This is a genomic window from Parabacteroides sp. HGS0025 (assembly GCF_000969845.1).
Taxonomy (GTDB): Bacteria; Bacteroidota; Bacteroidia; order Bacteroidales; family Tannerellaceae; genus Parabacteroides; species Parabacteroides gordonii.
In genome coordinates, this window is the sequence record NZ_KQ033903.1 from 853286 (window position 1) to 879332 (window position 26047).

17 protein-coding genes are annotated in these 26047 nt (G+C 46.8%); 6 read left to right on the forward strand and 11 right to left on the reverse strand.

Annotated elements, in window-relative coordinates; all coding sequences use genetic code 11:
* Nucleotides 1-2: 2 nt before the first annotated feature.
* The 3 genes from HMPREF1212_RS20485 (at nt 3) to HMPREF1212_RS20495 (ending at nt 3984) form a co-directional block, all read left to right on the forward strand.
* Nucleotides 3-926 carry a carbohydrate kinase family protein gene (locus HMPREF1212_RS20485; protein ID WP_046150886.1) on the forward strand — a complete coding sequence of 308 codons (924 nt, stop codon included), beginning with the start codon at nt 3-5 and terminating at the stop codon, nt 924-926.
* Nucleotides 927-984: 58 nt separating this feature from the next.
* Nucleotides 985-2061, forward strand: a complete 1077-nt coding sequence (locus HMPREF1212_RS20490) for a tyrosine-protein phosphatase (protein WP_046150887.1) — start codon at nt 985-987, stop codon at nt 2059-2061.
* Between the two features lie 123 nt (nt 2062-2184).
* On the forward strand, nt 2185-3984 hold the full coding sequence (locus HMPREF1212_RS20495) for a DEAD/DEAH box helicase (RefSeq protein WP_046150888.1): 1800 nt from the start codon (nt 2185-2187) through the stop codon (nt 3982-3984).
* Nucleotides 3985-4044: 60 nt separating this feature from the next.
* On the opposite strand, the gene HMPREF1212_RS20500 is transcribed toward HMPREF1212_RS20495, so the two are convergent.
* Nucleotides 4045-5619: a beta-N-acetylhexosaminidase gene (locus HMPREF1212_RS20500; protein WP_046150889.1), complete on the reverse strand. Its 1575-nt coding sequence runs from the start codon at nt 5617-5619 to the stop codon at nt 4045-4047.
* 107 nt (nt 5620-5726) lie between these two features.
* Here HMPREF1212_RS20500 and HMPREF1212_RS20505 point away from each other — a divergent pair, with 107 nt between their 5' ends.
* Together HMPREF1212_RS20505 and HMPREF1212_RS20510 are read left to right on the forward strand one after the other, a co-directional pair.
* Nucleotides 5727-7337: a dipeptidase gene (locus HMPREF1212_RS20505; RefSeq protein ID WP_046150890.1), complete on the forward strand. Its 1611-nt coding sequence runs from the start codon at nt 5727-5729 to the stop codon at nt 7335-7337.
* Nucleotides 7338-7368: 31 nt separating this feature from the next.
* The gene (locus HMPREF1212_RS20510) at nt 7369-8538 is read left to right on the forward strand and encodes a C1 family peptidase (RefSeq protein ID WP_046150891.1); all 1170 of its coding nucleotides are present in this window, start codon (nt 7369-7371) and stop codon (nt 8536-8538) included.
* Between the two features lie 160 nt (nt 8539-8698).
* Here HMPREF1212_RS20510 and HMPREF1212_RS20515 read toward each other — a convergent pair whose 3' ends face one another.
* From HMPREF1212_RS20515 to HMPREF1212_RS26420, 9 genes are all read right to left on the reverse strand, one after another.
* Complete coding sequence (locus tag HMPREF1212_RS20515) at nt 8699-9343, reverse strand: HD domain-containing protein (protein ID WP_046150892.1); 645 nt, start codon at nt 9341-9343, stop codon at nt 8699-8701.
* An 835-nt stretch (nt 9344-10178) separates the two neighbouring features.
* Nucleotides 10179-11525 (reverse strand): ATP-binding protein, encoded by a 1347-nt coding sequence (locus HMPREF1212_RS20520; RefSeq protein WP_046150893.1) that lies wholly within the window; start codon nt 11523-11525, stop codon nt 10179-10181.
* A gap of 135 nt (nt 11526-11660) precedes the next feature.
* Nucleotides 11661-12758, reverse strand: coding sequence for an aldose epimerase family protein (locus HMPREF1212_RS20525; RefSeq protein ID WP_232430201.1), 1098 nt, complete (start codon nt 12756-12758; stop codon nt 11661-11663).
* Between the two features lie 15 nt (nt 12759-12773).
* Nucleotides 12774-14918, reverse strand: a complete 2145-nt coding sequence (locus HMPREF1212_RS20530; RefSeq protein WP_046150895.1) for an alpha-galactosidase — start codon at nt 14916-14918, stop codon at nt 12774-12776.
* Nucleotides 14919-14936: 18 nt separating this feature from the next.
* On the reverse strand, nt 14937-17729 hold the full coding sequence (locus HMPREF1212_RS20535; RefSeq protein ID WP_232430171.1) for a glycoside hydrolase family 2 protein: 2793 nt from the start codon (nt 17727-17729) through the stop codon (nt 14937-14939).
* Between the two features lie 11 nt (nt 17730-17740).
* Nucleotides 17741-21031 (reverse strand): tetratricopeptide repeat protein, encoded by a 3291-nt coding sequence (locus HMPREF1212_RS20540; protein WP_046150896.1) that lies wholly within the window; start codon nt 21029-21031, stop codon nt 17741-17743.
* A 10-nt stretch (nt 21032-21041) separates the two neighbouring features.
* Complete coding sequence (locus HMPREF1212_RS20545) at nt 21042-22415, reverse strand: sugar porter family MFS transporter (RefSeq protein ID WP_046150897.1); 1374 nt, start codon at nt 22413-22415, stop codon at nt 21042-21044.
* A 140-nt stretch (nt 22416-22555) separates the two neighbouring features.
* Nucleotides 22556-22915, reverse strand: coding sequence for a hypothetical protein (locus HMPREF1212_RS20550; RefSeq protein ID WP_028726595.1), 360 nt, complete (start codon nt 22913-22915; stop codon nt 22556-22558).
* Between the two features lie 134 nt (nt 22916-23049).
* The gene (locus HMPREF1212_RS26420; protein ID WP_082099945.1) at nt 23050-23898 is read right to left on the reverse strand and encodes a LytR/AlgR family response regulator transcription factor; all 849 of its coding nucleotides are present in this window, start codon (nt 23896-23898) and stop codon (nt 23050-23052) included.
* Nucleotides 23899-23967: 69 nt separating this feature from the next.
* On the opposite strand from HMPREF1212_RS26420, the gene HMPREF1212_RS20560 reads away from it, so the two are divergent.
* Nucleotides 23968-24855, forward strand: a complete 888-nt coding sequence (locus HMPREF1212_RS20560) for an AraC family transcriptional regulator (protein ID WP_028726597.1) — start codon at nt 23968-23970, stop codon at nt 24853-24855.
* Between the two features lie 75 nt (nt 24856-24930).
* Here the strand turns inward: HMPREF1212_RS20560 and HMPREF1212_RS20565 are convergent, their stop codons facing one another.
* The gene (locus tag HMPREF1212_RS20565; protein WP_232430172.1) at nt 24931-25935 is read right to left on the reverse strand and encodes a metallophosphoesterase family protein; all 1005 of its coding nucleotides are present in this window, start codon (nt 25933-25935) and stop codon (nt 24931-24933) included.
* Nucleotides 25936-26047 lie beyond the last annotated feature (112 nt).

Below are 26047 nucleotides of genomic sequence, written 5' to 3' on the forward strand. Positions count from 1 at the left end.
ATATGAGAAAAGTTATTGGCATTGGAGAAACCATTCTCGACATCATTTTCAAGAACAACCAGCCGCATACAGCTGTGCCGGGCGGATCAGTCTTTAACGGATTAGTATCGCTGGGTCGTCTGGGAGTTCCGGTTTCTTTTATCAGCGAAGTCGGCAACGACCACGTCGGCGATATTATCCGTCAGTTTATGGAAGAGAACCATATCTCAACGGAATTCGTAGACCGTTTCCCCGATGGGAAAAGCCCTATATCGCTGGCTTTCCTCGACAACGAGAACAATGCCAATTACACATTCTACAAAGATTACCCGAAGCAACGGCTGGAAGTACCCCTGCCTGTCATCAACGAAGACGACATCTTTATCTTCGGCTCCTATTATTCCCTGAATCCGGTTTTACGTGAACGGATGGTAGAATTTCTGGAATATGCCAAAGAGCGGAAGGCCATTATCTATTATGACCCGAACTTCCGCAAGGCGCATGCGCACGAAGCAATCTACCTCACTCCTACTATCCTGGATAATCTGGAATATGCCGACATCGTACGCGGCTCGGATGAAGATTTCTTCAATATCTTCGGTAAATCGGATGCTAAACGGATCTATACGGATCATATCAAGTTCTATTGCGACCGTTTCATCTCCACCCACGGAGCCGATGGCATTAATCTTTATACCGGTAAGCTGGAAGAACATTTCGATACCGCACCTATCCAACCGGTCAGCACCATCGGAGCTGGGGATAATTTCAATGCAGGCATCATCTACGGGCTACTGAAATATAATATCGGATACCATGATCTTTCAACCATGAGCAAAGAAGCCTGGACAAAGGTCATTCGTTGCGGTATCGACCTGGCCACCGAAGTATGCCAGAGCTACGATAATTACATTTCTAAAGAATTCGCCGCCTCATACGGCCGGTAGTCTTAAATATCATTAACTCTGGTACTATAAAGAGCTGGATTTATTATCTTTGTAAAGTATGTATGCTAGAAAGACAATATTTGTAAGAGTTTCATCATTGCTCGCCTGTGTAGCACTATTGATAGGCTGTTCGTCCAACAACCCTGAAATACGGACGATATGCCTGCGCGATGGTATAGGGAACTATATTATCAAGTGGGAAACAGAACCGCAGATAGACGGCATCCTAAAAATGTATGTGTCCGATGATCCGGAAACATTCAACAAATCCCTTCCGGCAGGATACGCCAATATCAACGACGGCGTTTTCACCTACATTACTAACGACAATATGTCGCGTAAATACTTCCTGCTGTCTTTCAACGATAAATACTTCAAAACAATCGGTGCCCGTTCCGTCGGAATGGACAGCATACAGAATGTACGCGAGATAGGCGGTTACGGAACCGTCCACAACCATAAAACAACCCGCTGGGGACAGGTATACCGCTCCGGACAGCTCAGTTCCCTGAGCGAATGGGACTCTATCCGCCTGAACAATCTGCATATAAAGACTGTTATAGACCTGCGTGGAAACGATGAAGTGGCCGTCAGTCCACTGCGTTATTCCAATGCAAACATTGTCCGCATCCCTATTCCTATCAAGAATATGGATAACGTGGTCACCCGCATTCAGGAAGACCGTATGCGTAAAGGAGACGGGATCCTGTTTATGCAGGACACCTATTTACAATACGTGACCGATTACAGCGAGCAATATGCCAAGGCTCTCGATGTTTTTCTGGATAAGGACAATTACCCGATCCTGATAAGCTGTTCGATGGGGAAAGACCGTACGGGTTACCTGACAGCCATGCTGCTGTTCGCCCTCGGGGTACCGGAAGAAACCGTAGTGAAAGACTATATGGCTTCCAACGAGAATATCAACATCGGACACCTGGCCTATATGGCGCGCGACCTGAGTACAAATGCGCAGGAAACGATCACAGCACTGCTCACGGTCAATGACGGGCTTATCGACCTGGTTCTGAAACGGATCAGGAAAGATTACGGTTCGGTAGACAAATATCTGTCAAAAGGCTTACACCTGACCGACAAGAAACGGGATACATTAAAAGATATCTTACTATATTAATGTGAATCCGAATAATTTATCTACCTTTGTGCCCTCTGAATTTATTATATATACATATATCACATTTTGAAAACATTTGAAGAATTAGGAGTTGCCGCCCCCATATTGAAGGCAATTCAAGAAATGGGTTATGAATCACCCATGCCGGTACAGGAAGAAGTGATTCCTTTCTTGCTGGGAGAAGACAACGACGTAATTGCATTAGCACAAACGGGAACAGGAAAAACAGCCGCATTCGGTCTGCCCATCCTGCAGAAGATCGATGTGACAAGATATCAGCCTCAAGCACTTATACTTTGTCCCACCAGGGAACTTTGTCTGCAAATTGCGGACGACCTGAATGACTACTCCAAATATATCGACAACCTGAAGGTACTGCCGGTATACGGAGGATCAAGCATTGAAAGTCAGATCAAGACTTTAAAACGCGGCGTACACGTAGTTGTAGCGACTCCGGGACGTCTTTTAGACCTGATGAACCGCAAGACAGTAGATCTGGGCACCGTGAAGAGTGTCATCATGGATGAAGCAGACGAAATGCTGAACATGGGATTTACAGATAGCATCAACGCTATCCTCGCTGAAGTTCCGCCGGCTCGTAACATGTTACTTTTCTCCGCTACCATGCCGCAAGGTATTGCCAGCATCATGAAGAAGTACATGAAGAACCCGAAAGAGATCGTTATCGGGAACAAGAACGAAGGCAACAAGAACATCAAGGATATCTATTATATGGTACAGGCAAGAGATAAATATCTTGCACTGAAACGTATCGCCGATTTTTATCCGAACATCTACGGTATCGTTTTCTGCCGCACCCGTAAGGAGACACAGGAAATTGCCGACAAACTGATACAGGACGGTTACAATGCCGACTCTCTGCATGGCGAACTGAGTCAGGCACAGCGCGACTATGTAATGCAGAAGTTCCGCGTAAAGAACATCCAGTTGCTGGTTGCTACAGACGTGGCTGCCCGCGGACTCGACGTAGACGACCTGACACACGTAATCAACTACGGTCTGCCTGATGAAGTAGAATCCTATACACACCGCCGCGGACGTACCGGACGTGCCGGTAAGACAGGTATTTCTATCTCTATCTGCCACGTAAAGGAAAAAGGTAAGATCCGTCAGATCGAGAATATCATCAAGAAGAAATTCGAAAAAGGCGTTATGCCCAGCGGACACGATATCTGCGAAAAGCAGCTGTTCAACCTCGTCGACCAGATCGAAAAGGTAAAGGTAAACGAAGAGGAAATCGAAACGCTGATGCCGCAGATCTATCGCAAGCTCGAATGGCTGGATAAGGAAGATATCATCAAACGTGTTGTTTCTCTGGAATTCAACCGTATGATCGACTATTATAAAGATGCCGACGAAATACAGGATGTGGATGAACGCTCAGCCCGTATGGATCGCTCTGAACGCAGCGGTGAACGTGGCGAACGCCGTACTTTCACGGCAGAAGAAGGTTACTCCCGTTTCTTCCTCAACTTCGGTAAGGCTGACGGTTTGTATCCGAACCAGTTGATCGAACTGGTCAACAAATGCGTACCGGGTAAAGTACGTATCGGAAAGATCGACCTGCGCGACAACTTCTCATTCTTCGAAGTGGAAGAAGGCGAAGCACAACGCGTAATGGACAGCATGAACGGCTTCGAAATAGACGGACGCCGTATCTCCGTAGAGCCTGCACAAGGTAAAAGCGAAGGCAGAGGTAGCCGCGGTGGCGGTGGATTCAGCCGGGGCGGAGGTAGCACACGCGGTGGTGGTGCCGGTTCCAGAGGTGGTTACAAAGGCGGTGGCGGCTATAAAGGTAAACGCGAAGGGGGTTTCAGCGGTAGCACGACCGATAGACGTAACGGCGAAAAGCCTTGGAGACGCGATACGGCCGACCGTACTGCCCGTAAGAAAAGATACTAATCTATACTATACATAAAGCCAGAAGGGCGGAGTTCGGAACTCCGCCCTTTTTATTTGCATTTAACCGTTCTGCAGTACATCTTCTTTCTCGGGCGCATCCGGCTCGGGAGTAGAATCGGGATTGAACGGATTAAAATAATAGATACCGAATGTATCAAGGTATTGCAGGAAGTAAGGCAACTTCTTCATAAAGAGACTGCTTTCTTTCGCTTTTGCAGGTGTCCAGGCCGACTCGGCGACAGCCGCCAGACGAGGGAATGTCATATAATCCAACCGCTTCGCATCTGCTACACGTTCTGTCCACAAAGAGAATTGCATACCCATCACTTGGTCTTCATAATCTTTCGTCAGGTGAATGATCGGATCGGGGAAACGATAAATATCCTCGATAGGGTCGTAACCGTTCCACAGGCGTCCTACCTTATGGGTACTGTATTGTACAAAGTCGGCATACAACGGACGACGCGGGGTCATAATCACACGGAAACCATTCTCCAACGCCTTTACCAACTGATGCTTACGGTCGTGGCGCCACCACATGATAACGGCTTTATCAGGAGAAACGCCTGCATCGATGATTTCATCCCAGCCGATCATTGTTTTCCCTTTAGAGGCTACGATATCGGCTGCACGTCTTACGAAGTAATGTTCCAGCCCTGTCTCGTTCTGTAATTTCTTATCCTTAATGAACTGCTGAATCTCCGGGTCGGTGAACCAGCTTTGATTGCCGTAATGCACTTCATCCCCTCCGATATGGATATAGGGAGACGGGAATAAGGCCACGATTTCGTCCAGTACATCACTGATAAACTGGTAAGTCGTCTCTTTACAGGGATGGAAAGTGAAACCGTCCCATTTACCTTCTCCCCCGCCCGACAGCTCCGGATAAGAACGGCAGACAGCCGTTGCATGCCCCGGCATATCGAACTCCGGAACGACCATGATATGGCGGTCGGCTGCATAGGCAACGATCTCTTTGATATCTTCCTGTGTATAGAACTGTGCCGGTGCTTCCGGATCGTGCCAGTTACCGATAGCGCCGACGGACGTCAGCTTCGGATATTTCTTGATCTCAATACGCCAGCCCGGTTCGTCGGTCAAATGCCAGTGGAAGACATTCATACGGAGAGATGCCATAATATCGAGATATTGTTTTACCTTTTCTTTCCCGAAGAAGTGACGGCTTTCGTCCAGCATGAACCCTCTCCATTCGTAACGGGGCTGGTCTTCGATCCGGCAGGCTTTCAAGGTACCGTCGCCAAAACGTACCAACTGCAACAGGGCTTCTTTGGCATGGAACAGACCCGACTCGGAAGAAGCTTCCAGTAAAACCGTTTCCGGTAAGATATTCAGGGAATAGGCTTCGTCAGCCATCCTCAACTTCTCGTCCAGCACCAGACGGATCTCTCCTCCGGTAGCGGAAGATTGTTTTCCTGTGGCCTTCAATTCTGATTGTAGTTTCTTTGCGAGGACATCGGCATACCCGCCATTCCCGCTGATCTTCGGATTTATTCCTACCGTAAACGAGCCCTTTTGCCCCACCACTCTGGCTGGGGTAGGAAACATCGCCAACTGTGCCAAAGCCGGCAACGTAAGGAATGCCAGCAATAAAACGACTGAAAATAGTTTTCTCATGGTAATTATTATTGTTGTGTTATCGTACACATTACAGATTTGGGCAAATATATGTAATTATTCCGATACAGTTTGTATCTTTAACGGATAAATCAAATGACGAACACATGAACAAACTGTTTATCTTAACTCTTACACTTATCTGCCACTGCCTGATCTCATCTGCGCAGGAGATAGAATACTCCCAGCCGGTGAACAGCCCGGAGAGTTGCACTAGTATTATGGTCGGTAAAAAAGCCTCGGCAGACGGCTCCGTAATGACCAGTCACACCTGTGACTCCAACTACCGAACCTGGATGGATATCGTTGCCGCCGCCACTTACGACCGCGACACCACCGTTGCCATCTACACAGGCCGGATGCACACGGAATATCCGGGTGATGAAACGAACGTCAGGCTGAAAGGAACCATCCCGCAGGCCCGTTCCACGTATCAGTTCCTGAACACCTCTTACCCCTGTCTCAACGAAAAGCAATTGGGCATCGGCGAGACGACCATCTCCGGCCGCAAGGAAATGGTTAACGAAAAGGGAATGTTTATGATCGAAGAGCTTCAAAAGATCGCATTGCAACGTTGCTCGACAGCCCGCGACGCTATCCGCCTGATGGGTAAGCTGGTGAAGGAATATGGCTACAGCGACTCCGGCGAATGCCTGACGATTGCCGACCCGAACGAAGTCTGGATCTTCGAGATCTTTGGAGAAGGGCCGGATAAGATCGGCGGTGTATGGGCTGCCGTCCGTATTCCGGACGACCACGTCAGCGTATCGGCAAACGTTTCCCGCATTTCTACCTTAGATTTAAAGGATAAGGATAACTATATGGCTTCAGACAACGTGTTCGATGTAGCCAAAAAGATGGGCTTCTGGAACGGAAAAGAACCGTTTCGCTTCTGGAAAGCATATAGCGGCGGAAACTATTTCGGCGAACTCAAATCGTACAGCCTCCGCGAGTTCTTTATATTAAACAAACTGGCTCCTTCCCTGCATCTGTCTTACGACTCGGAAGAGCTGCCGTTAAGCGTAAAGCCTGACAAGGCCGTTTCCGTAACCGATGTAATGGCACTTTTACGCGAAACATACGAAGGCACCGAATGGGACGTGACGAAGAACCTGAAAGTGCTGGCCAAGAAGAAAGACAGCCAGGAAAAAGACTCGATTACCAGTGCGTCGGCTAATCCGTGGATGACAACCGATATGATCAATATGCTGAACGGCGTGAAAGAAGGGACAGTAACCCGCAACCGCCTGGTCGCTGTGCCGCAATGTTCCTATTCCCACGTGATCCAGTTACGCAGCTGGCTGCCCGATGCTATCGGCGGTATTGCCTGGATGTCGTTCGACAACCCGGGACAAAGCCCGCGTTTCCCCATTTTTGCCGGTTCCACCGCACTTCCCCCCTCTTTTGCGATCTGCGGACAGCACCGTCACCGCGATGATGCAGCGATCTGGTCGTTCCGTGAAGCCAACAAGCTGGCGACCGTACGCTGGGGACTGACCAAAGAAACTATGCAAAATGCAATCATGCATTTTGAAGACAAAGGACAGCGGGAATTGCCTTTCGTAGAAAGCCAGTACAAACAGATACAGCAAACAAAAGGGGATGATGCCGCCAAAGCATATCTCACCGGCTACACCTCCGACTTTGCCGGAGCCACCATGCAACGCTGGGAAGACATGGCAGACGAATTCTGGAAGATGTTCGCAAGAGGTTTCTAAATTATAAACACAAACAATTAAATCATATCTTATGAAAGCATTATTTATTTCCTGCGCCTTGCTGCTTTCCGCTTTAAGCGCATTTGCACAAGGTTATCAGTTTACCGAAGTGGTAACGGTTCCGGCCACTCCTGTAAAGAACCAGGCGGCAACCGGTACTTGCTGGTGCTTCGCCACAACTTCATTTATGGAGTCGGAATTGTTGCGCATGGGAAAAGGAGAATACGACCTTTCCGAAATGTTTATCGTACGCCAGAAATACATGAACCAGCTACAAGATAACTACCTGCGCCGCGGGGAAGGCAATATCGGACAGGGAAGCCTCTCGCATACCTTCATGAACGCTTACCGCCAGGTCGGTATCGTGCCGGAAGAGGTGTACAAAGGTATCAACTACGATTCCGAACGCCATAACCACAGCGAACTGGTTCAATACATGAAAGCAATCGCCGACGTTGCCGTAAAGAATAAGAAACGCAGCCCCGAATATGACAAGCTGATCGAAAACCTGTTCGATACTTATCTGGGCAAACTTCCGGCTAAGTTCACCTACAAAGGGAAAGAATATACCCCGAAGTCGTTTGCCGCTTCCCTGGGACTGAATATGGACGACTACATCGAGCTGACCAGCTTCACCCATCATCCATATTATGTAAAGTTCGACATGGAAGTACCCGACAACTGGGAACATTCGCTGATGTATAACCTACCGCTCGATGAAATGATGGAAACGGTAGATTATGCCTTAAACAATGGTTTCACCGTATGCTGGGATGGTGATGTAAGCGAGAAAGGTTTCTCTTTCAAGAATGGCGTAGCGATCAACCCGGAAGTAAAGAAGGTAGAAGACTTCTCGAACACCGACCGTGCCCGTTTTGAAAAGATGGACGAAAAAGAACGTCTGGAAGAAGTGTATAAATTCGAACAGCCTTATCCGGAGATCCAAGTAACTCCCGAAGTCCGTCAGGATGGTTTCGAAGCATTCGTCACTACCGACGACCACCTGATGCACCTGACCGGTATCGCTAAAGATCAGAACGGCACAAAGTATTATATCACCAAGAACTCCTGGGGTACAGACCGCAACAAGTTCGGTGGTTACCTGAACATGTCGGAAAGTTTCGTCCGTGCCAAGACTATTTATGTAATGGTACACAAGGATGCTATCCCAAAAGCAATCAAAACTAAATTAGGTTTATAAGGGAAGTGCATTCATTGGATTCATTCAACGGATCTCCCTTTAATTATCAATTCATAGCAGATGAAGGCATCTCTATATAGTGCCTTCATCTGCTTTCATTTTGGGGTTCATTGTCTTGTCCTGATTCCGGTTAACGGCTTATTCCCGTGAACCACTCTTTTTATATCACATATGTTTCAACCGCCAGTAAACGCTCCGCCTCTTTCTTCATTACATCCGGAACCATCATCACGGCACCATCATCGATCGACCGGATAAAGTCGGGGAATTCCCTGCGATACACATCGAGCATATGGTTGACAAAGACGAACATTGTCGTGTATTGTATATTGGCTAACCGGTCGCACATCTTGATAAACGAAGCGAATCTAGTCTCACGGATTCCTTTATAATAGCGTTCGTCCGCACGTTCCTTCCGGTTTCGTCCCTTCTCATTCGTCAGTGCATAGACAATATCAGGTACCTGTTCCTCTATCCGGTGCAACAGGTCTTCCGGCAAAGCAATGTTTCCTTCACGAAAATCCCGGATAAACTTTACGACATCATTATAAGTCATTCGTGCATCCTCTATCGTATCGTGGAGATAAGCGGCCGCATACAGGATCAGGACATCCGCCTCACACTCCGCCATCAGATACCCATAGCGGGAGACGTACGAAGCCGTCATCTTCAGATGAAAGCCATAAGGTAATACATAATCATATTTCTGATTCACATCCTCATGTATCCTAAAAGCGGCTTTTTCCATACAGCTGATCCAGGAGTAATAACGCTTTGCTATAGCAATAAAAGACTGCTTCTCCATTTTTCAATTCTTACTGATTAACCAATAATAAACAACCGGCAAATATATCACTTAAAATCAATATCCAATCGATATAGGCTAATAAATTCAATCAATCCGACCATAACACAATTATCCTGTACCCGAACAACTAATCGCAACGTCCTATCCAACTAAATGTAAAGTGCCGACCCACTAATTCAAGACTCCCTACTCACTAAAACCAGAGTGTACAGGATAACCGATTAAGGTGTACACCTTAATCGGTTATCCTGTACACTTTGATGAGCCACCCTGTACACCCTGGCAATACGAAGTAGTAAGCTTTGGATTACTTAGTCCATACATTAGCTTTAAAAAGGGCAGGAGTAAACAATAGTGGCTGTAAAAGACAACATCTCATTGTTAGGAAAAAGCGAGGCTCAAAACTAGAAAAAACTGAGCTATCTGATTTGTGACTGATGGTAACCAGCTCCCCTCTTGAGAGGGGGTAGGGGGTGTGTAAATGCCAGTAAATAAAACCGGCAAAAACATAGGGATGGCTTAAATATATTTATGTGTTATTAATTAAAGCTCGTTTATAGGCGGGACTATGACACACCCCCTTCCCCCTCTCAAGAGGGGAGCCAGATACAACCGGTCGCTATTATCAAAGACTCACTTCTGCCAAATAGTGAACCATTCATATCTCTAAAACTTACACGATGAAGGCCAAATGAAAGCAGAATCAGGAATGGATTCATAGTTCTTTTGATTGAATATCAAATACTACATTGCCTAAATGAACACTGACAGCAAAAATCATTCTTGCAGTATTAATACCTGTTTTCTGAAGGGTGTACCGCCTGGGGCTTCTTCACCCTTTTTGCATATGCAGCTCAATATAAGCAGAAAGCATTCCGGACAAACAATACGGCATATTTATCAGAGTAAAACTCTTTCCTTCAGAAATCTTAATTTCCTCCTGATGATACCCTCCGGCATACAAACGAACAGCCAACGGAGCTCCTGACAATTCCATGTACATCAATAACGATTTCAAGTGACCGGTAGCACCCGCTTTCACTTCCACAGGTATATGACCATAGGTAGAAGGGTATAAGAAATCTACCTCTGCATTGGAAGTTTTCTGTTCTCTTACCCAAAACTGAAGGGGTTGCAGATAATTATCAGAGTGGGCGATCAGTTCCTGCCCTACGATATGCTCGGCAATCCGTCCTTTGTAAAGATTATTCAGATCCTTAGATGTAAACACTTCCTTCTGTATATTGGAGAAATAGTTAAGCATCCCCGTATCTAATACTTGTAAACGCGGCGAACGTTTAATATCCGGAATAAAAGGAAGCATCGTCTGCGTTGTCGGATAAGTAAGATGCAAAATTAATGCCTTACGCAAAGTACGCATCGCTTCGCCCACCTCTTTTGAAGAATAGGCAGACTCCCCAAACCCGGCAAACTTGATACGCTCACCGGCTTCTGCAAAACAGGAACGGATACAGTGGCGCATTACTTGTACCTGGTTGGTCGTCGTCGCATATTTCTCCACGTCATCCAAATAAGATAAAAGAAGCGTATCATAAACCGGTTTGACCTGCGCCAGATCCTTTGTGACAACATAACGATACACCGCTTCAGGCATCCCCCCGACCAAAGTATAGGTATGAAATAACTGCATCAATTTATCAACAGCATAATCAGGAACCGGGACTTGACGATAAGCACTCAGCACATTCTTTTCATCCAGTGCCTCCAGGAATTCATCAAACGAAAACGGATACATATAAAGATAATCCACACGCCCCACCGGAAAACTGACATCCCGGTCAAAAAGCGATTCCAACAAAGAGCCGGCAGCAATTACATGATATTCCGGATATTCTTCATAAAAATAACGAAGCATATTCAAAGCAGACGGAACTTCCTGAATTTCATCTATAAAGATTAATGTATCAGCCTTCCCCTTTTCTGCATCTTTCAAGAAGAAGATCCGGTCAACTATTTTGTGTATATCACGTTCGCCCTCAAACGATTTTGCATCATCTGTCTCCAGATTCAGGTAAACAAACTGTTCGTAATTGACAGCAAACTGCTTTACAGCCGTAGTCTTCCCTACCTGCCGGGCTCCCCGTAAAACCAACGGTTTCCGGAAAGGAGACTGGCTCCATGCCTTTAGCTTATCTTCTATGTTTCTTCGAAATGCCATGTATCATACTGTTATACAATGACAAAGATAACAATTATATCCATTGAAAGCACAAAGTAAGGGTAAATTATGCGCCGAAATGGAACAAAGTAGGGGTAAATTTGCCCGGACAATGGCACAAAGTAAGGGTAAATCTCAATCCGAAGGAAAACGATACTCTGTGATATGCTGGTACTTTTCCGTTTCATCGATCAGGATGGAAGGGAAAGAGGGTTGGTTGGGAGCATCCGGATAACCCTGGGGTTCGATGGCGATACCGGCACTGGCATAGTAGGGAGTTTGATCCTTTCCAATATCTGTTCCGTCCATAAAATAACCGTTATATACCTGGACAGAGGGTTGATTGGTATAAATCTCCATCTTTCTTCCGCTGATTTCATCCGACAGACGGGCAGCAAAGTTTAATCCGCCGTCCTCCGCTCCGTCTAAAGCATAGGCCAGAGAGAAACCTTTACCCTTTTGTATTTGCGAATGTTCCTGCGTTAACGACGAGGCTATGGTACGGGGCGCACGGAAATCCAGCAACGTATTATCAACCGGAAGCAGCCGGCCTGTTGGGATCAGCTCGCTGTCGCAGGCAATGATAGCAGAAGCATTAAGGGTAAGCAGATGGGATAAGACATTCTTTTTTCCGGACATTTGAGAAGAGGATTGCAGGTTGAAGAAAGCATGATTCGTCAGGTTAACGGGGGTCGGACGATCGGTCGTTGCTTCACATTCCATCCGGAGAGTATTATCTTCCTTCAGTAGGTACGTAACTTTTACTTGCAGGTTGCCGGGATAGCCCTCTTCACCGCTTTGTGAACTATTTGTGAACTCGACAGCTTCCTCTCCAGAGGGAGTAATATATGTACGGGATTTCCAGTAACGGTTGTGAAAAGCATCGATTCCACCGTGTAAATGGTTACGAACAGGTGTACCGTATGCATCGTTGGAAGCAAGCAGATACTCCTGTTCTCTTATTTTGAAACGGGCATTACTGATCCGTCCGCAAACACGGCCAACGATAGCACCGTGATACCTTTCACCCGCTGTCAGATAACCATCGATCGTATCGAAACCGAGGATAATATCAGACAGGTTCCCGTTACGGTCGGGTGTCCACATACTGACCCAGCGGGCACCATAGTTGGTAAACTGGGCAACAAGCCCGTTACGGTTCCTTAATGTAACCAATTCAGCGGAAGAAGACTGGCTTCCTCCGCTGAAGGTTGATGCAGATAGTAATTTCATCAACGAGACTATGCTTTATTGTTTTACTATTTTAAATATCCGGCTCTTGAATGCACCATGCAAAGGAAATTCCACACCTATATTCATCAGCTGGCTACCTTTACAAAGACCTTCCATTCCTTCGATCTGATAGGAAGCATCCGGTTGCAGTCCACGTAACTTAACGTTTTTAGGACGTTTCGTTTCCAGTATCGCGTTATTGGGATATTCTGCCAGATTATATACGAACACGATGGATTCGGACTTCGGCTTATTTACAAACTGAAGTACGCTCCGGTTATTCTCATAAGGTGAAACCAGGCGGTAATGATCCCCTTTGTGAACAGTTTCACGGATCTCTTTATACCGGGCGATCTTCTCACGTGCCACCTCTTTCTCCTTATCTGTCCATTTCGTTATGTCATAGCCAACACCCAGTACACCGCACATGGAGACATCGAACTTAAATTCGAGCGGATGGTTCTGGCCGTGCCAATCTTCCTGTGTCACCCAACTGATCATTGAGTTAGCGGGAAAAACATTCAGGAAGGAATGTTGTATAAATGTCCTTTCCACCGGATCGGTATTATCACTTGCCCAACAGAAATCAGTACGGGCCATCATACCCAGATCCACTCTACCACCTCCACCGGCGCAATTCTCAAACCATACTTCCGGAAATTCCGACCGTAATGTTTCAAGCAGACGGTACAGGTTCTCGACATACTTAATACGGACAGCACGTTGTTCATCAGTCGGAGCAGCAAGGAAACCGGGCTCAGTAACGCCCCTGTTCATATCCCATTTGATAAACTTGATATTGTTTTCACGCAATAATGTAGAGAAACAGGTATATAAATACTGATAGACATCTTCACGGGCAAGGTTCAGCATCAACTGGTTACGCGTTTCATGACGGGTACGGTTCGGATAATGGAACACCCAGTCCGGATGCTGACGATACAGGTCGCTGTTGGGATTAACCATTTCCGGCTCTATCCAGATACCGAAATCGAGTCCCATATCATTGATCTTCTGGATCATGGGCTGCAAACCGTTGGGGAACTTGTTCTTATCTACTGTCCAGTCACCCAGACCGCCTTTATCGTTGACACGGCCTTTAAACCATCCATCGTCAATCACAAAGATCTCCACACCCAGATCTTTTGCAATCTTAGCCAGTGCCAACTGATGTTCTTCGTTTACATCGAAAGTAGTGGCATACCAACTGTTATATAAAACCGGACGAACCTGGTCACGATGCGACGGATAAAGAACTTTTTCACGAGTATAGGAAGCTAGGTTCTGAGAAGCGCCTTCCATTCCACGATCAGAATAGCCGATGATCATTTTAGGAGTAGTAAAACTCTTACCGGGTTTGAGCATCAACGTCTGATCCCAGAAGTTGATACCGCAGGTAGCCTGAAGTTCACCCGGTGCGAATTTTTCAAGGTCAACACGCCAGTTACCGCTGTATTGCAACGTACCGAACCATACTTCGCCACAGGTCTCTTCCTGTTCCCCCTCGGGGCGTATCGCAAAGAAAGAAGAACCATACGAACGCAGGTCTTTTGTTTGAAGCGTTTTCAGTCCCTGTGTTAATTTTGTTACATTCTGCTGATACTCATATCCCCATCTACCGGACAGATGCGTCAGTTCGTAAGCATTTTTCGGAAGGAAGAAAGTTCCCGATTGGGCATTCTCTATTTCAATATCACCCTTCTTCCCCGTATTTCTGATCTCCACCCATTTCTCTAACAGGTCGTATTCCGGCAAAACACGGATATATTCCGTTACAGACAATGGGTAAAAGTTATCTTTCTGATGGATAGCCAACACTGTATATCCATCTTGCGTCTGTATTTCAGAACCTGCATAAGTCAATTCGATATCCCGCACACGGTCTTTAAAGATCGCTTCCAGCATAGGGGTTGTAGCAGAATAGCCACCACGTACAGTTACTTCTTCACCTAACGGGTTATTGAGCATATCCGGATTCTGGTTCTTATCACCAAAATAAAACATATTCACCACCCCCTGGTTGGAAACACGGATCTGATAAATAAACGAATTTGTCGTCAACGTCCAGGATTTCCCATCATTGCCGACTGTGACAGGCGACTTCTGCGCCCAGGTAATTCCTGTCACAAAAACAAATAACACAACTAAGAGCTTTTTCATATAACTTCATTCTTAATATTAATAAATATCTTCCGGTTTGCTCACACCCGAAAGTGCTCCACCCAGACGTAATTGAGATAAAACATCCGATTCCATCGCAGATGACGGATGGAAAGCGTCACTTTTCATGTACTCCAGCAGGCTGAAGTATAATTGCCGTGCTTCAGGACGTTGTGCCCAATCGGACAGCAGATCCATAGAGCAGAAGATCAGTTTACCCTCTCCCACTTTTGCCTCAAAGAGATTGCTCAGTCGGCGGTTGTTAGCGAAGTTGTCGACAACCTCTACTAGCGGGGTTACGGAAGAAAGACTATCCAGTACGACTGTTTTAGACTGTTTCAGAAGCGACCACCATTGCCAGTCGGTATAGTTTCCTGTCGGGAACCGGCCGAATGCCGGATGGTTGGCATCACATAAGATGCCCATCGAACCGGCTTGTTTCGGGAAATGTACGGGGCTCCAGAATACCGGAACGAATTTTCCTTCCAGACCTGCGGTCTTCTTATAATCCGGATTATACAATACTTTCTTTCCACCGGCCAATGCTTTCCGGGCTTCATCCAGGTCACAGGTAACAACGATTCCCCCTTTATCCGGACTCAGTTGGGCCGGATATACCCATACGCTCCATTCATTTTTGTAAGGAGTATTTTCCAAAGCAAGCGATAAGGTTAACCGTGTTGCTTCAGGCTGATCCAACGGGCTGACGATCGTTCCGGACAATTTGTTCAAACCGATGGAGAGTGACGGACAAGCAATCGTCCCTTTATTCACTTCTTTTCCCTTTTCATCCTTCAATGACCAGGAAAGGGTCTGATCTTTTAATTCCCGGTCTGTAAAGTTGGCAACCTCAACCGCAGCCGTAAAAGACTCGTTATTGGTATATACTGCTTTCGGGAAACGCACCAGAGGAACTACCGGAGAGCTGGCCTGACGGAACGTAGCCGCATCCGTTACCCCCTTACTATCCCAGAAAGCATCCAACAAACCGACCAAAGCCGTTCCCTGTCCGGGGAAATCATGCAGGTCGAGCAACTGGAAACCACTGCATCCGGCCGTTTTCATCGCACGTTCAACTTCTTCTTTATATAGAATAGTTGCCAGGTAACCGGACGCTTTCAAATAATCGTCAGCTTTATCCAGCAGGCCTTTCTTTTCCAGTTCTTGCTTCACTCCTTTAAAGTTCAGCGGATCGAGTACACCGGTGTATTTATCGATCTCCTTCAGATTCGGGTACACTGAATACTGGCCGATCTCATGCGTTACCAGTGGAACGGTCATTCCTTCTACGGAAGCCACATAATCTTTGTCGAACGAAGGAGACTCACTGTCGAATACACCCTGACCGCGCACCCACCCTTTCTTCGTTCGTTGGGTGATAAAGAAATCGTCGCCCGGCTCAGGCCAGTCACCATGCCCACTCTCAAAAGTGAAAGCGGTGGTTGTATATAAATGACGTGAGTCTTTTGCTTTTACATAACCCAACAACTGAGACAGGAAATTAAAGTCAGGCTGCAACTCATTCCCCAGACAGAAGAAACTGAAAGAGGGATGATTGCCATATTCAGCCAGGATACGGTCAGCTTCGGCATACAGAAATTCATTCATATTCTTATCCCGCCCAACATTTACCGACCAGAGCGGAAGCTCTACCTGCAGATAAAATCCCAGTGAGTCAGCCACCTGAAAAGCAGCTTCGGGCGGACACCAAGAATGGAAACGCAGATGGTTCAACCCCCATTCGCGGGCAGTCAGGAACACTTTCTTCCATCCTTCCGGCTCCATCGGCGGACGTCCGGTAAGCGGGAAGATACAACATTCGAGCGTTCCACGCAGAAAGACCTTCTTTCCGTTTAACAACAGATCTGATTGGTTTCGGCTGAATTCGCGCATACCAAACTTAGCACTCCCTTTTGCCTTCACCGAACCGGCCTCCACCTTCAGATCCAATTGATATAATGTCGGAGTAAACTCACTCCATACCTGCATCGAGTCACCCATCGGACAAGTGATATCCACCAGTGTTTCTCCCGATGGGAATTCCATATCACGCGTTACGGTTGTAATAGGGTTATTCTCCTGTTTTTGTACTACAGCCTGTAAAATACCTTTCGCAGCTTCTCCCCGGTTGCTTATCTTTCCTTTCACATGGATTTGCCGGCCGGTAACATCCGGATAAACCTGCAAATCCTCGATGGAAAGGGCTTCTTTTGCTGTTAGGGATATTTCGCCAATGATACCGTTCCACATGATCTGTGTTTCGTTGGTATAGGCATGAGCCATATCATTGACAGTAATATCATATCGTTTCCGGTTGTCTACACGAACGGTCAACTGATGTTTACCGGGTGTCAGATAGCCTGTCAGGTCAAAATAATGCGGGCTGATCAGGCTTTCGCAGCTACCCGGAACAGGATTTCCGTCCACCCAGACCGAGGTCTGCCAGATAACACGTTCCAGCTTCAACTCGATGGATTTGCCTTTCCAGTCTGCCGGGATCGTTACTTCCCGCGAATACCAGGCCGGCCCTATATAACTGTTCTTACGGGTAAGATGAAGGATCTGCGGTTTCTCTACCGAAGGCGGCAAGCTGTTAGGAATACCGTACCCGGCTTCGTCGGTCGTTCCCGGTAGCCGGATCTTATCGGCAAACGAACGGTCGAACCATTTCTCCGATAGACCGACATCCGTACTATCCATCGCAAACTGCCACTCCCCGGCCAAAGAGATCACCGGTGATGTTTCCTTACAAGCAGAAAACATCAACAAGCTTATACATACAAACAGAAATTGCTTCATCTTACTTTTCATAATTCAAACCCTTATTTAATCATTTCCCGGTGTATCTGCACGCCCTGATGGTTATTATCCATCCCGGCAGCGGCATTGAAATAGGTCATAGCCTTTTCATTATTCCCCAATCCCAGATGTCCGAGTGCCATCAGATAGTTGCAATGGATACGGTTCTTCTTATTCATATCATCTTCCCATATCTGCAAGTCAGGCAAAGAAACGGCAAAGTAGTCCATCTTAAAGACATCATACAAATGTTTCTCTCCGTAAGAGATCAGGTTATTGAAACGGCCGCAGGCTTCCTCCTCACGTCCCAGTTTGCGCAAGGCCAATCCCTGGTAGAATATCTTATCCGGCTTCTGGTCATTGTAATACATGGCGGCGGCCGGCTGGCTGTTTCCTACACTCGCTTCCAGGAAAAGAGCTTGGGCTTCTGCCTTCTTATCCAGACCTTGCAGTGCACAGGCCTTATAATAATTGAAGTCGTTCTCCTGGGCACCGTACAGTTTTCCTTCTCCGAGGTTATGCGGATAGACGAAACATTCTTCGATCAGGGATAATGCTTCCGTATATTTTTCTTCAGCCAATAGTTTCTTAACCAGTTCGACACGTGCCAGTTGGTATTGTGCCGGCACCTTTCCTTCTCCCCCTTCCCACGGATGGAACTTACGGGCATCGATCATGCGGATCGCTTCTTCATAACGGCCGAGCTGATTCAACAAGGTCAGGTATTCCAGATACAGGTCGTCACGGCCAAAGGCTATATCCTTATATTTGTCCAGGAACGTCAACCGTTCGGCATGCGGACGATTCAACCGCTTATATAATTGATCGAGCTCCATCAGGATGCGGGCGTCGGTTGTATCCAGGGCGAAAGCTTTCTCCAGTAATGTTACGGCTTCCTCCTGTCTGTCCAGCTTGTTAAAGTAAGCCAGCGACAGGTTACGCAATACGGTCGGGAAGGTATCATCCTGTTTCATGGAAGTCTCCCAAGCTGCAATTGCTTCCGGGTATTGGCGTTTATCGTACCATAAATTACCCAGATAATAGAGCGCCTTCGGTGTTTCAGCGGTAAAATCGATCACCGCCTCAAGAGCAAGGATAGCTTCCAGCACATTGGGGAAACAGCAATCCGGAATCTGCTGTTCTGCCTCATGGATAGCGGCCAATGCCTCTTCCTTCCGATCCAGACGGATCAGGAACCAGGATTTGTAATAATGCAGCATTGTCTGACCCGATACATTCAGGCGGATCGCTTTGTCAGCCACAGCCAGTGCTTCTTCCCAACAACCGGCCGAAGCATAGTCGAGTGCCAGTTCTTCATAATTATGAGCTTCCGGACGCATCAGGGAGACCAAAGCTTGCCAGTCGGCATCACTTCCGGTGAGCAAGAACTTCTCAAAACCGCAACCGAAGTTGAAACGGTCGATACGAAGCGATTCCTCAATTAGTGACAGGGCTTCCTCTTTCCTTCCCAAGTGGCGAAGGATAGCGGCTTTCAAATGACGTCCGCGCAAGTTATGCCAGTTGCGGAGCAAAGATTTGTCGATTTCACCGAGTGCTTCTTCCCAATCACCACGGGCGGCAGATAACTGTGCCAGCGAATAATATCCGGCATCCTGCCAGGCTGCATTCCAGCAAGCCTTGTAGAAAGAGTCGTAAGCTTCTTCCGTCTTGCCCTGGTATTTCAGTGAAAGGCCGAGGTTATACAACGGTTCGCCGTCGTAAGGGTTCGGATTCCGTTCCGTCAAGGTCTTTACTGCCTGGCGCAAATAAGGTTCAGACTTGGCGAACTGTCCTTTACGGATCAGCCACAAGCCCATCGCATTATTGTTGCGGACATCGGTCGGGTCACGGCGGATAGCTTCCGCGTAATAATCGGTGGCCGAATAAGTGGCATGGCGATATTGTTCCAGGTGCAGACCTGTCAGGTACAATTGTTCCGTGGTACGGACATCTGCCGGATCGAGCGCCGCTTTGGCCGGTTCGGGCACTTCCTTGATCACATCGGGCTCCGGCTCCCAGGCAAGCATCTGCTTTCCTTTGGCATTGGAGATACACACTTTTACATCTGTGAGGCTGTCGATAGGGACAAACGCTTCGAAGATGTTTTCGGGGGTGATGTCGCCAGTCATATCCAGGCAGATCTCGCCAGATTTCTCCACTACGATATGCAAGTCCTTCTGTACGGAAGTAGCAAATATTTTTAGTAAAGACCCCTTTCCATCGGGTTCGATATTCATCAAAAGCTCGGAAGAAGCATTCTTCACCACACCCAGTTCCCGGTAAGGCATAAAGTATTGGGTAAAGGTTTTCTCTTCGTAAGGCTGCAACCAGGTGAAGTCGGGCTGATTGTCGGTATAGACACCGGTCATGAGCTCGATATACGGGCCGTCCGAGTCTGTCAGGTTACGATCCCAGGCCTGGCCGAAGTCACCATTTCCCCAAGTCCATTGCTTCTTACCCGGTGAGATATGATGGTTTGCCACGTGTAATACACCGGCACGGGTGTCATTCTCATAACCGCCCACAAAGTTGTAGTTGGAACGGATCGCCATATAAGAGGTAGGAACCGGGATATTCTTGTAACGGGAGATATCCACACCCGCTGAATAATCCATCTTATAATACGTGCCTGTTGCGATCGGATAACGGGACACATCGCGTTTGCCATGATCGAACACCGCATTTACGTCAGCGGGGAAGACCGATTGATAGGCATCGTTCACAGCCACCGCCGGATTCGCCCACCAAAGGAACGTCTGAGGTATCGGAGTGGGATTGTACAGTTTACCCTGTATCTCCAGCACGGCCCGGCCCGGGCGCAACGTAAAACCAGCCATTCCTTTCTGGTGGAACATACGTTCGCGTTCGCTCACCCAGACAATGGCACTGCCGTCGGCACAACGTTCGATTGTAAAGTCAATCGGAAGGAACGTGCTCGGACGGTGATGCTGCGGCCAGTTAAACTCGATACCACCGGAGATCCACGGCCCGGTCAGACCGACCAAAGCGGGTTTGATAACATGGTTATAGTAGATGAAATGGCGTTTTTTGATCTTATCGTACGCCATCTGTACACGTCCGCCCAGCTCGGGCAGGATCATTACCTTTATATATTCGTTTTCCATCCATACGGCATGGTAACTCTTATCTTCGCAGGTATCTTCTATCTTTTCCACTACCGGATAAGGATAAACCACCCCGCTGCTTCCCTGGTAGACACGTTTCTCCAGGAACATCGGATTCTTTTCGGCTTTGCCAATACCGTAGGTAGGAAGAAGGATATCTTCTTCCCAAACTTTCACATTTTCAGTCATTTCAGTATATTTATTTTGTTAATTCCTTTTCCAGTTCTTCCAGAGTCTTACCTTTTGTTTCAGGGAGTTTGGCACGGATAAAGAAAAATCCGGACAGGCAGATAATGCCATACAACCAGAAGGTTCCCGAAGCTCCTACCGCTTCATTCAATATCGGGAACGTATAGGTTAGCACGAAGCAGGCCACCCAGAGGAAGAAAGTCGAGATCGCCATCGCCATTCCGCGTATCCGCACCGGGAATATCTCGGAAAGCACAACCCATACAACCGGGGCCAGCGACATGGCATAGCAGGCAATGGCCATCACCACCAGCAGCAACATCGGCCAACCGCTTATCCCGAAGAAATAGCAGGTACCCAGAATAGCATATATGATCGCCAGTCCGGCCGAGCCGACAAACATCAGGCTTCGTCTGCCCCATTTGTCCACAGTATAGATGGCAACGAAAGTAAAGATCACATTCGTCACACCCGTCACCACGATATTCATCAGGACATCAGATACGGCATAACCGGCTTCCGAAAAGATCTCGTGTGCATAATTAAAGATCACATTGATACCGCACCATTGCTGGAAGATGGCCAGTACGATCCCGATAATCAGCACATTCCGTACTCCCGGCTGAAGCAAAGCGTTCCAGTTGACTTTCTCTTCCTGCTTACCCGTCAGTTGTGCCAGTTCGTTCAATGTCTGGTCGGCATATTGGTCGCCGCCAATACGTATCAATATATTCCTGGCCTGGGTCGTCTTCTGAACCGTTGCCAGCCAGCGGGGACTCTCCGGTATAATAAAAGAAAGCACGAAGAATAATCCGGCCGGAACCAGTTCCGCCCAGAACATCCACCGCCAAGCCCATTCCACACTTTCGGCACTCAGCACTTCACTTCCTTTGGTAAAGTACTCTCCGATCTGCCAGTTAGCCAACTGCGCCATCAGGATACCCAGCACAATAGTAAGCTGGTTCAGCGAAACGAACTTTCCGCGAACCGATGCCGGAGCCACTTCCGCAATATATACAGGAGAAATATTCGATGCAATCCCGATGCCGAAACCGCCAAGAATACGATAGATTATAAACCAGGTGAAACTATCGACCGCCCCGGTTCCGTAGGCCGACCATACAAAAAGGAAAGAAGCGATGATCAGCATCTTTTTACGTCCGTACTTATCGCTCCATTCGCCGGACAATAAAGCACCTGCCAGGCAACCGATCAGTGCACTACTCATCGCCCACCCGCGGAGAGCGGCAGAACCTTCCAGCCCGAAAAACGGTTCATAGAATATTTTAGCGCCACCGATCACCACCCAGTCGTAACCGAATAGCAATCCTCCCATAGCTGAGACCAGACAGATAAGTAATAAGTAAGCAGTTGTACGCTTCATGGTAGTAGTATTAAAGTTATGGTGCAAAGAAACAGTCTTTCAGGAAACTACAAAATAGATAAAACCGACTTGAAGATGGATTATCTTACGATTTCCCTCCCCAGGCCGGTACTAAAATGAGCGTCTTTGTTTCTAGCCGATCACTCCATTTTCTTAAAGCTTATCCCTATCGGCGATCCGTCCACAGTTACGTCAGCTTCCAGCTTTCCGGCCTTCTGCTTAAATGAGATGTTCACATCACTGCCTTCGATATTCAGGTCGCATTTGTAAGTATCCCCCGCTTGCTCTATCTGATCGATGGTGATCTTATTATAACTGATACTAAGGATCACGTTCAGTTTACCCTCTTTCGTCTGGAATTCGATATTCCCTGTTTCATATCCGTAAGGAACATCCGTGGCGCTAAACTCCCATTTACCGGATAAACCGTCTGTTTTGTCCTGTGCCGACACAGTCAGCGAGAATAACATACAAAATAAAATACATACGATCTGTTTCATAACAATTCACTTTTTAATGATTACTAATCTTGTTGAACTCAACAGCGGCAAAGATAGAGGCCTTTTCCTGCAATGAAGAGGTTTTCGGGGTAAACAGCACCATTCCGGGACGAATGGGCAAAGGGGCAAACAGGCTATATCTCCAGCGCCTCCTTCACCAGTTCGACATACCCCCGGGAGACCGGGACAGTACGTTCCATCCCGCTGATCTCTATCTCATAGGTACGCCCTGACTTCCGCAGACAATGTATGGCTTCCCTGTTCACCAGATAGGAACGGTGGCAACGAAGACTACCCAAAGGTGCCAGCATTTCCTCCATATTCTTCAATGAGTTCCTGATCAGCTCCCTGACGATCCGCTGTTCCTTTCTGAAATAAACCAGCACATAGTTGTCGGCCGATTCAATATACAGCAGGTCGTCCGGCTTGAGAGAAAGACGTAATTGGCCGTTTTCATCGGTAATATTGATCCTTTCCGGCAAAACCGGCTCTTCTTTGAACGACTCGGCTTTCTGCAAAGAAGCCTTCTGTTCCCTCCTCAGCTTCAGCAAAGCCAGCAAGTTGAGCCCGACCAGATAATATAGGAACAGGATGGGTATAACCATCCGGGCTGTCTGGAACAGATTCGTTATCCAGGGATTATCCGGACTACGGTATAAGATCCCCAAAGAGACGATCAAAAAGAGCGCATCCAAAAGGTATCCCAGAAGAAGGTGAAGCATTATCATCGGTTGCTTTCTCCAAAGAAAAGCCTGCAACAACTGTGAAAACAGGATGGCCAGGCATCCGATAGCCAGTAAGCCGACTAAAGCGAACGACCGGAAAGGAGACAGGTATCCGATCCAGGAGATTATATTGAACGGAGAGAAAAGATAGAGAAAGAAGGTACAGAATATCCCCATGCCGATAGCAAAAAGCATCCGCATCCGCAAAGACTCCAACAAGTCGAATGGTTTATTCAGTAGTCGTATAACCGGCTTCATTCTTCTCTTTTATTAATCGGGGATAAAGATAAATAATATATCTTTGCACACATCTATAAATCCGGTACCATGATCAAACGAAAAGACGGTTTTAGCGGCGAACGCGCGCTTGTACTTCCCCAATCGGTCGTACAGGAGATGGAGAAAGATGCGCTTTCATCGATCCTTCACATTACAGACATCGGCTATTATCCAAAGGCGTTGCATCATTTTCGCGAACGCCTGGAGCCGGTCAGCCAGTTCGTTTTCATCTATTGCATAGAAGGTGCCGGATGGTTCCGCATCGGTGATCAGGAATTTACGGTTACGGCCAACCAGTATTTCATCCTCCCGGCCGGCGTGCCCCATGCTTACGGTTCCGACGAAACGAATCCCTGGACGATCTACTGGATCCATTTCAAAGGGAAGCTGGCTTCTTATTTTGCAGGACAGGCTGCCCGCCCGGTCGAGATAAAGCCGAGCGTGCAGTCCCGGATCAGCAACCGCAACGATCTTTTTGAAGAGATATTCCGCACGCTGGAAATGGGTTACAGTCACGAAAACCTGTTGTATGCCTGCTCCGCTTTCCACTATTACCTGGGTTCTTTACGTTACCTGCAACAATACCGCGAAGCCGCCCGCAGCGAGTCCGACAAAAACGACATCGTAACGGCCGCCATCCACTTCATGAAAGAGAACCTGGAGAAACGGCTCACACTGGCCGACCTGGCAACCCATACCGGCTATTCCCCCTCCCACTTTTCCGTGCTGTTCAGCAAACGCACCGGCTATGCCCCGCTCACCTACTTCAATCAACTGAAGATACAGCAGGCCTGCCAACTGCTGGACTTCACCGATATGAAAGTCAACCAAATCTGCTTTAAGATAGGAATCGAAGACACCTACTACTTTTCCCGCCTGTTCAGCAAGGTGATGGGGATGTCACCGCGGGAGTATAAGAAGCAGAAGAAGGGGTAAGTATTTATATCCCCGTTAAAAATAAGAATAAACGGAATAGTTTTATTCTCTTCATCTCAGATCATTCTTTGAAATTTATTCATCAAATGACAAAAAGAAATCACTGATCCAAGAAACCAGAGGAAAAGTATTGATTTCATTCGGCATATTTAGCTCTTGGGGAGTTGGTGGGACAAATTCTGCAGTAGTACCCTTCATATTTATTCCATTTTTATCAACTGTAACAATCCCATATAATGGTTTTGTATAAGCCATTGAATATTCCATTAAAGGATATTTTTTATTAATCTCTTCCGGATAACGTTTTTCGGTCATTGTCGGTTTCCCGATCCAAACATAAGAGGCACTGTTCATTTGCACATAGGTAATGCCATTGATCTCTTTCGTATAATTACTGTGGTTATGACCGCTAAAAGCTACAACGACTTTTTTAAATCCTGACTTTTCATTCACTTCTTCCAATACCCGCTGTACTTGTTCACGGTTTTCCATTTCCGTATCTATACTTTGATGTGAAAATAAAATGCATCGCTTATCGGTAGACATTAAATCTTTTCTCAACCATTCCAATTGTTCCGGATCCATAAAATCCCGTTTATCTATATCCACATAATAGTTTCCTTTATTATAAGGTATATAAACCCCATCGTCACATAGATTGTTTCCATCTAAAACAACAAAATGAAGATCTCCTTTATCAAAGGAATAATAGGACCCTGGCATACCAAATCCTTTTGTGAATTCCTCTTTTGAATATCTATCCAGATCATGGTTTCCTAAAACATGATACTTCTCTCCGGGAAAACCATTCCAAACCTGCATTAAAGGTTTACTGATACTATCTAAACGAATAAAATCTCCCAACTGAATAATAAAATCAACCTTTTCCTGATTCGCAGCATCTACAACCGCCTGCATACGCTCTTTCCCATCTGGAACATCCGGAGCATGCAAATCGGAAACAAGAAGGAATTTTACAGGTTTCTCGCTTTTCGTACAAGCAATCCAAGATATTAAAAATAAAGCAAGCATTCCATAAAATGATATTTTTTTAAATCTAATCATCCAATAATTTTTCATATCTATCGATTTTATAATAAACAATTTATTTTTAGTGATATACCTATGCTAGTAATAAGCAAAACAACTAAATATAAAGAGCCTGTTAAATGTTTAAACAGGCTCTTTATCA

Bases quoted from the DNA above. Each gene is read 5' to 3' on its own strand.
- HMPREF1212_RS20490 (WP_046150887.1), top strand. From the start codon at position 985: ATGTATGCTAGAAAGACAATATTTGTAAGAGTTTCATCATTGCTCGCC.
- HMPREF1212_RS20550 (WP_028726595.1), bottom strand. From the start codon at position 22,915: ATGAAACAGATCGTATGTATTTTATTTTGTATGTTATTCTCGCTGACT.
- HMPREF1212_RS20545 (WP_046150897.1), bottom strand. From the start codon at position 22,415: ATGAAGCGTACAACTGCTTACTTATTACTTATCTGTCTGGTCTCAGCT.
- HMPREF1212_RS20520 (WP_046150893.1), bottom strand. From the start codon at position 11,525: ATGGCATTTCGAAGAAACATAGAAGATAAGCTAAAGGCATGGAGCCAG.
- HMPREF1212_RS20565 (WP_232430172.1), bottom strand. From the start codon at position 25,935: ATGAAAAATTATTGGATGATTAGATTTAAAAAAATATCATTTTATGGA.
- HMPREF1212_RS20505 (WP_046150890.1), top strand. From the start codon at position 5,727: ATGAACAAACTGTTTATCTTAACTCTTACACTTATCTGCCACTGCCTG.
- HMPREF1212_RS20515 (WP_046150892.1), bottom strand. From the start codon at position 9,343: ATGGAGAAGCAGTCTTTTATTGCTATAGCAAAGCGTTATTACTCCTGG.
- HMPREF1212_RS26420 (WP_082099945.1), bottom strand. From the start codon at position 23,898: ATGAAGCCGGTTATACGACTACTGAATAAACCATTCGACTTGTTGGAG.
- HMPREF1212_RS20510 (WP_046150891.1), top strand. From the start codon at position 7,369: ATGAAAGCATTATTTATTTCCTGCGCCTTGCTGCTTTCCGCTTTAAGC.
- HMPREF1212_RS20500 (WP_046150889.1), bottom strand. From the start codon at position 5,619: ATGAGAAAACTATTTTCAGTCGTTTTATTGCTGGCATTCCTTACGTTG.
- HMPREF1212_RS20560 (WP_028726597.1), top strand. From the start codon at position 23,968: ATGATCAAACGAAAAGACGGTTTTAGCGGCGAACGCGCGCTTGTACTT.
- HMPREF1212_RS20530 (WP_046150895.1), bottom strand. From the start codon at position 14,918: ATGAAAAAGCTCTTAGTTGTGTTATTTGTTTTTGTGACAGGAATTACC.
- HMPREF1212_RS20525 (WP_232430201.1), bottom strand. From the start codon at position 12,758: ATGAAATTACTATCTGCATCAACCTTCAGCGGAGGAAGCCAGTCTTCT.
- HMPREF1212_RS20485 (WP_046150886.1), top strand. From the start codon at position 3: ATGAGAAAAGTTATTGGCATTGGAGAAACCATTCTCGACATCATTTTC.
- HMPREF1212_RS20535 (WP_232430171.1), bottom strand. From the start codon at position 17,729: ATGAAAAGTAAGATGAAGCAATTTCTGTTTGTATGTATAAGCTTGTTG.
- HMPREF1212_RS20495 (WP_046150888.1), top strand. From the start codon at position 2,185: ATGGGTTATGAATCACCCATGCCGGTACAGGAAGAAGTGATTCCTTTC.
- HMPREF1212_RS20540 (WP_046150896.1), bottom strand. From the start codon at position 21,031: ATGACTGAAAATGTGAAAGTTTGGGAAGAAGATATCCTTCTTCCTACC.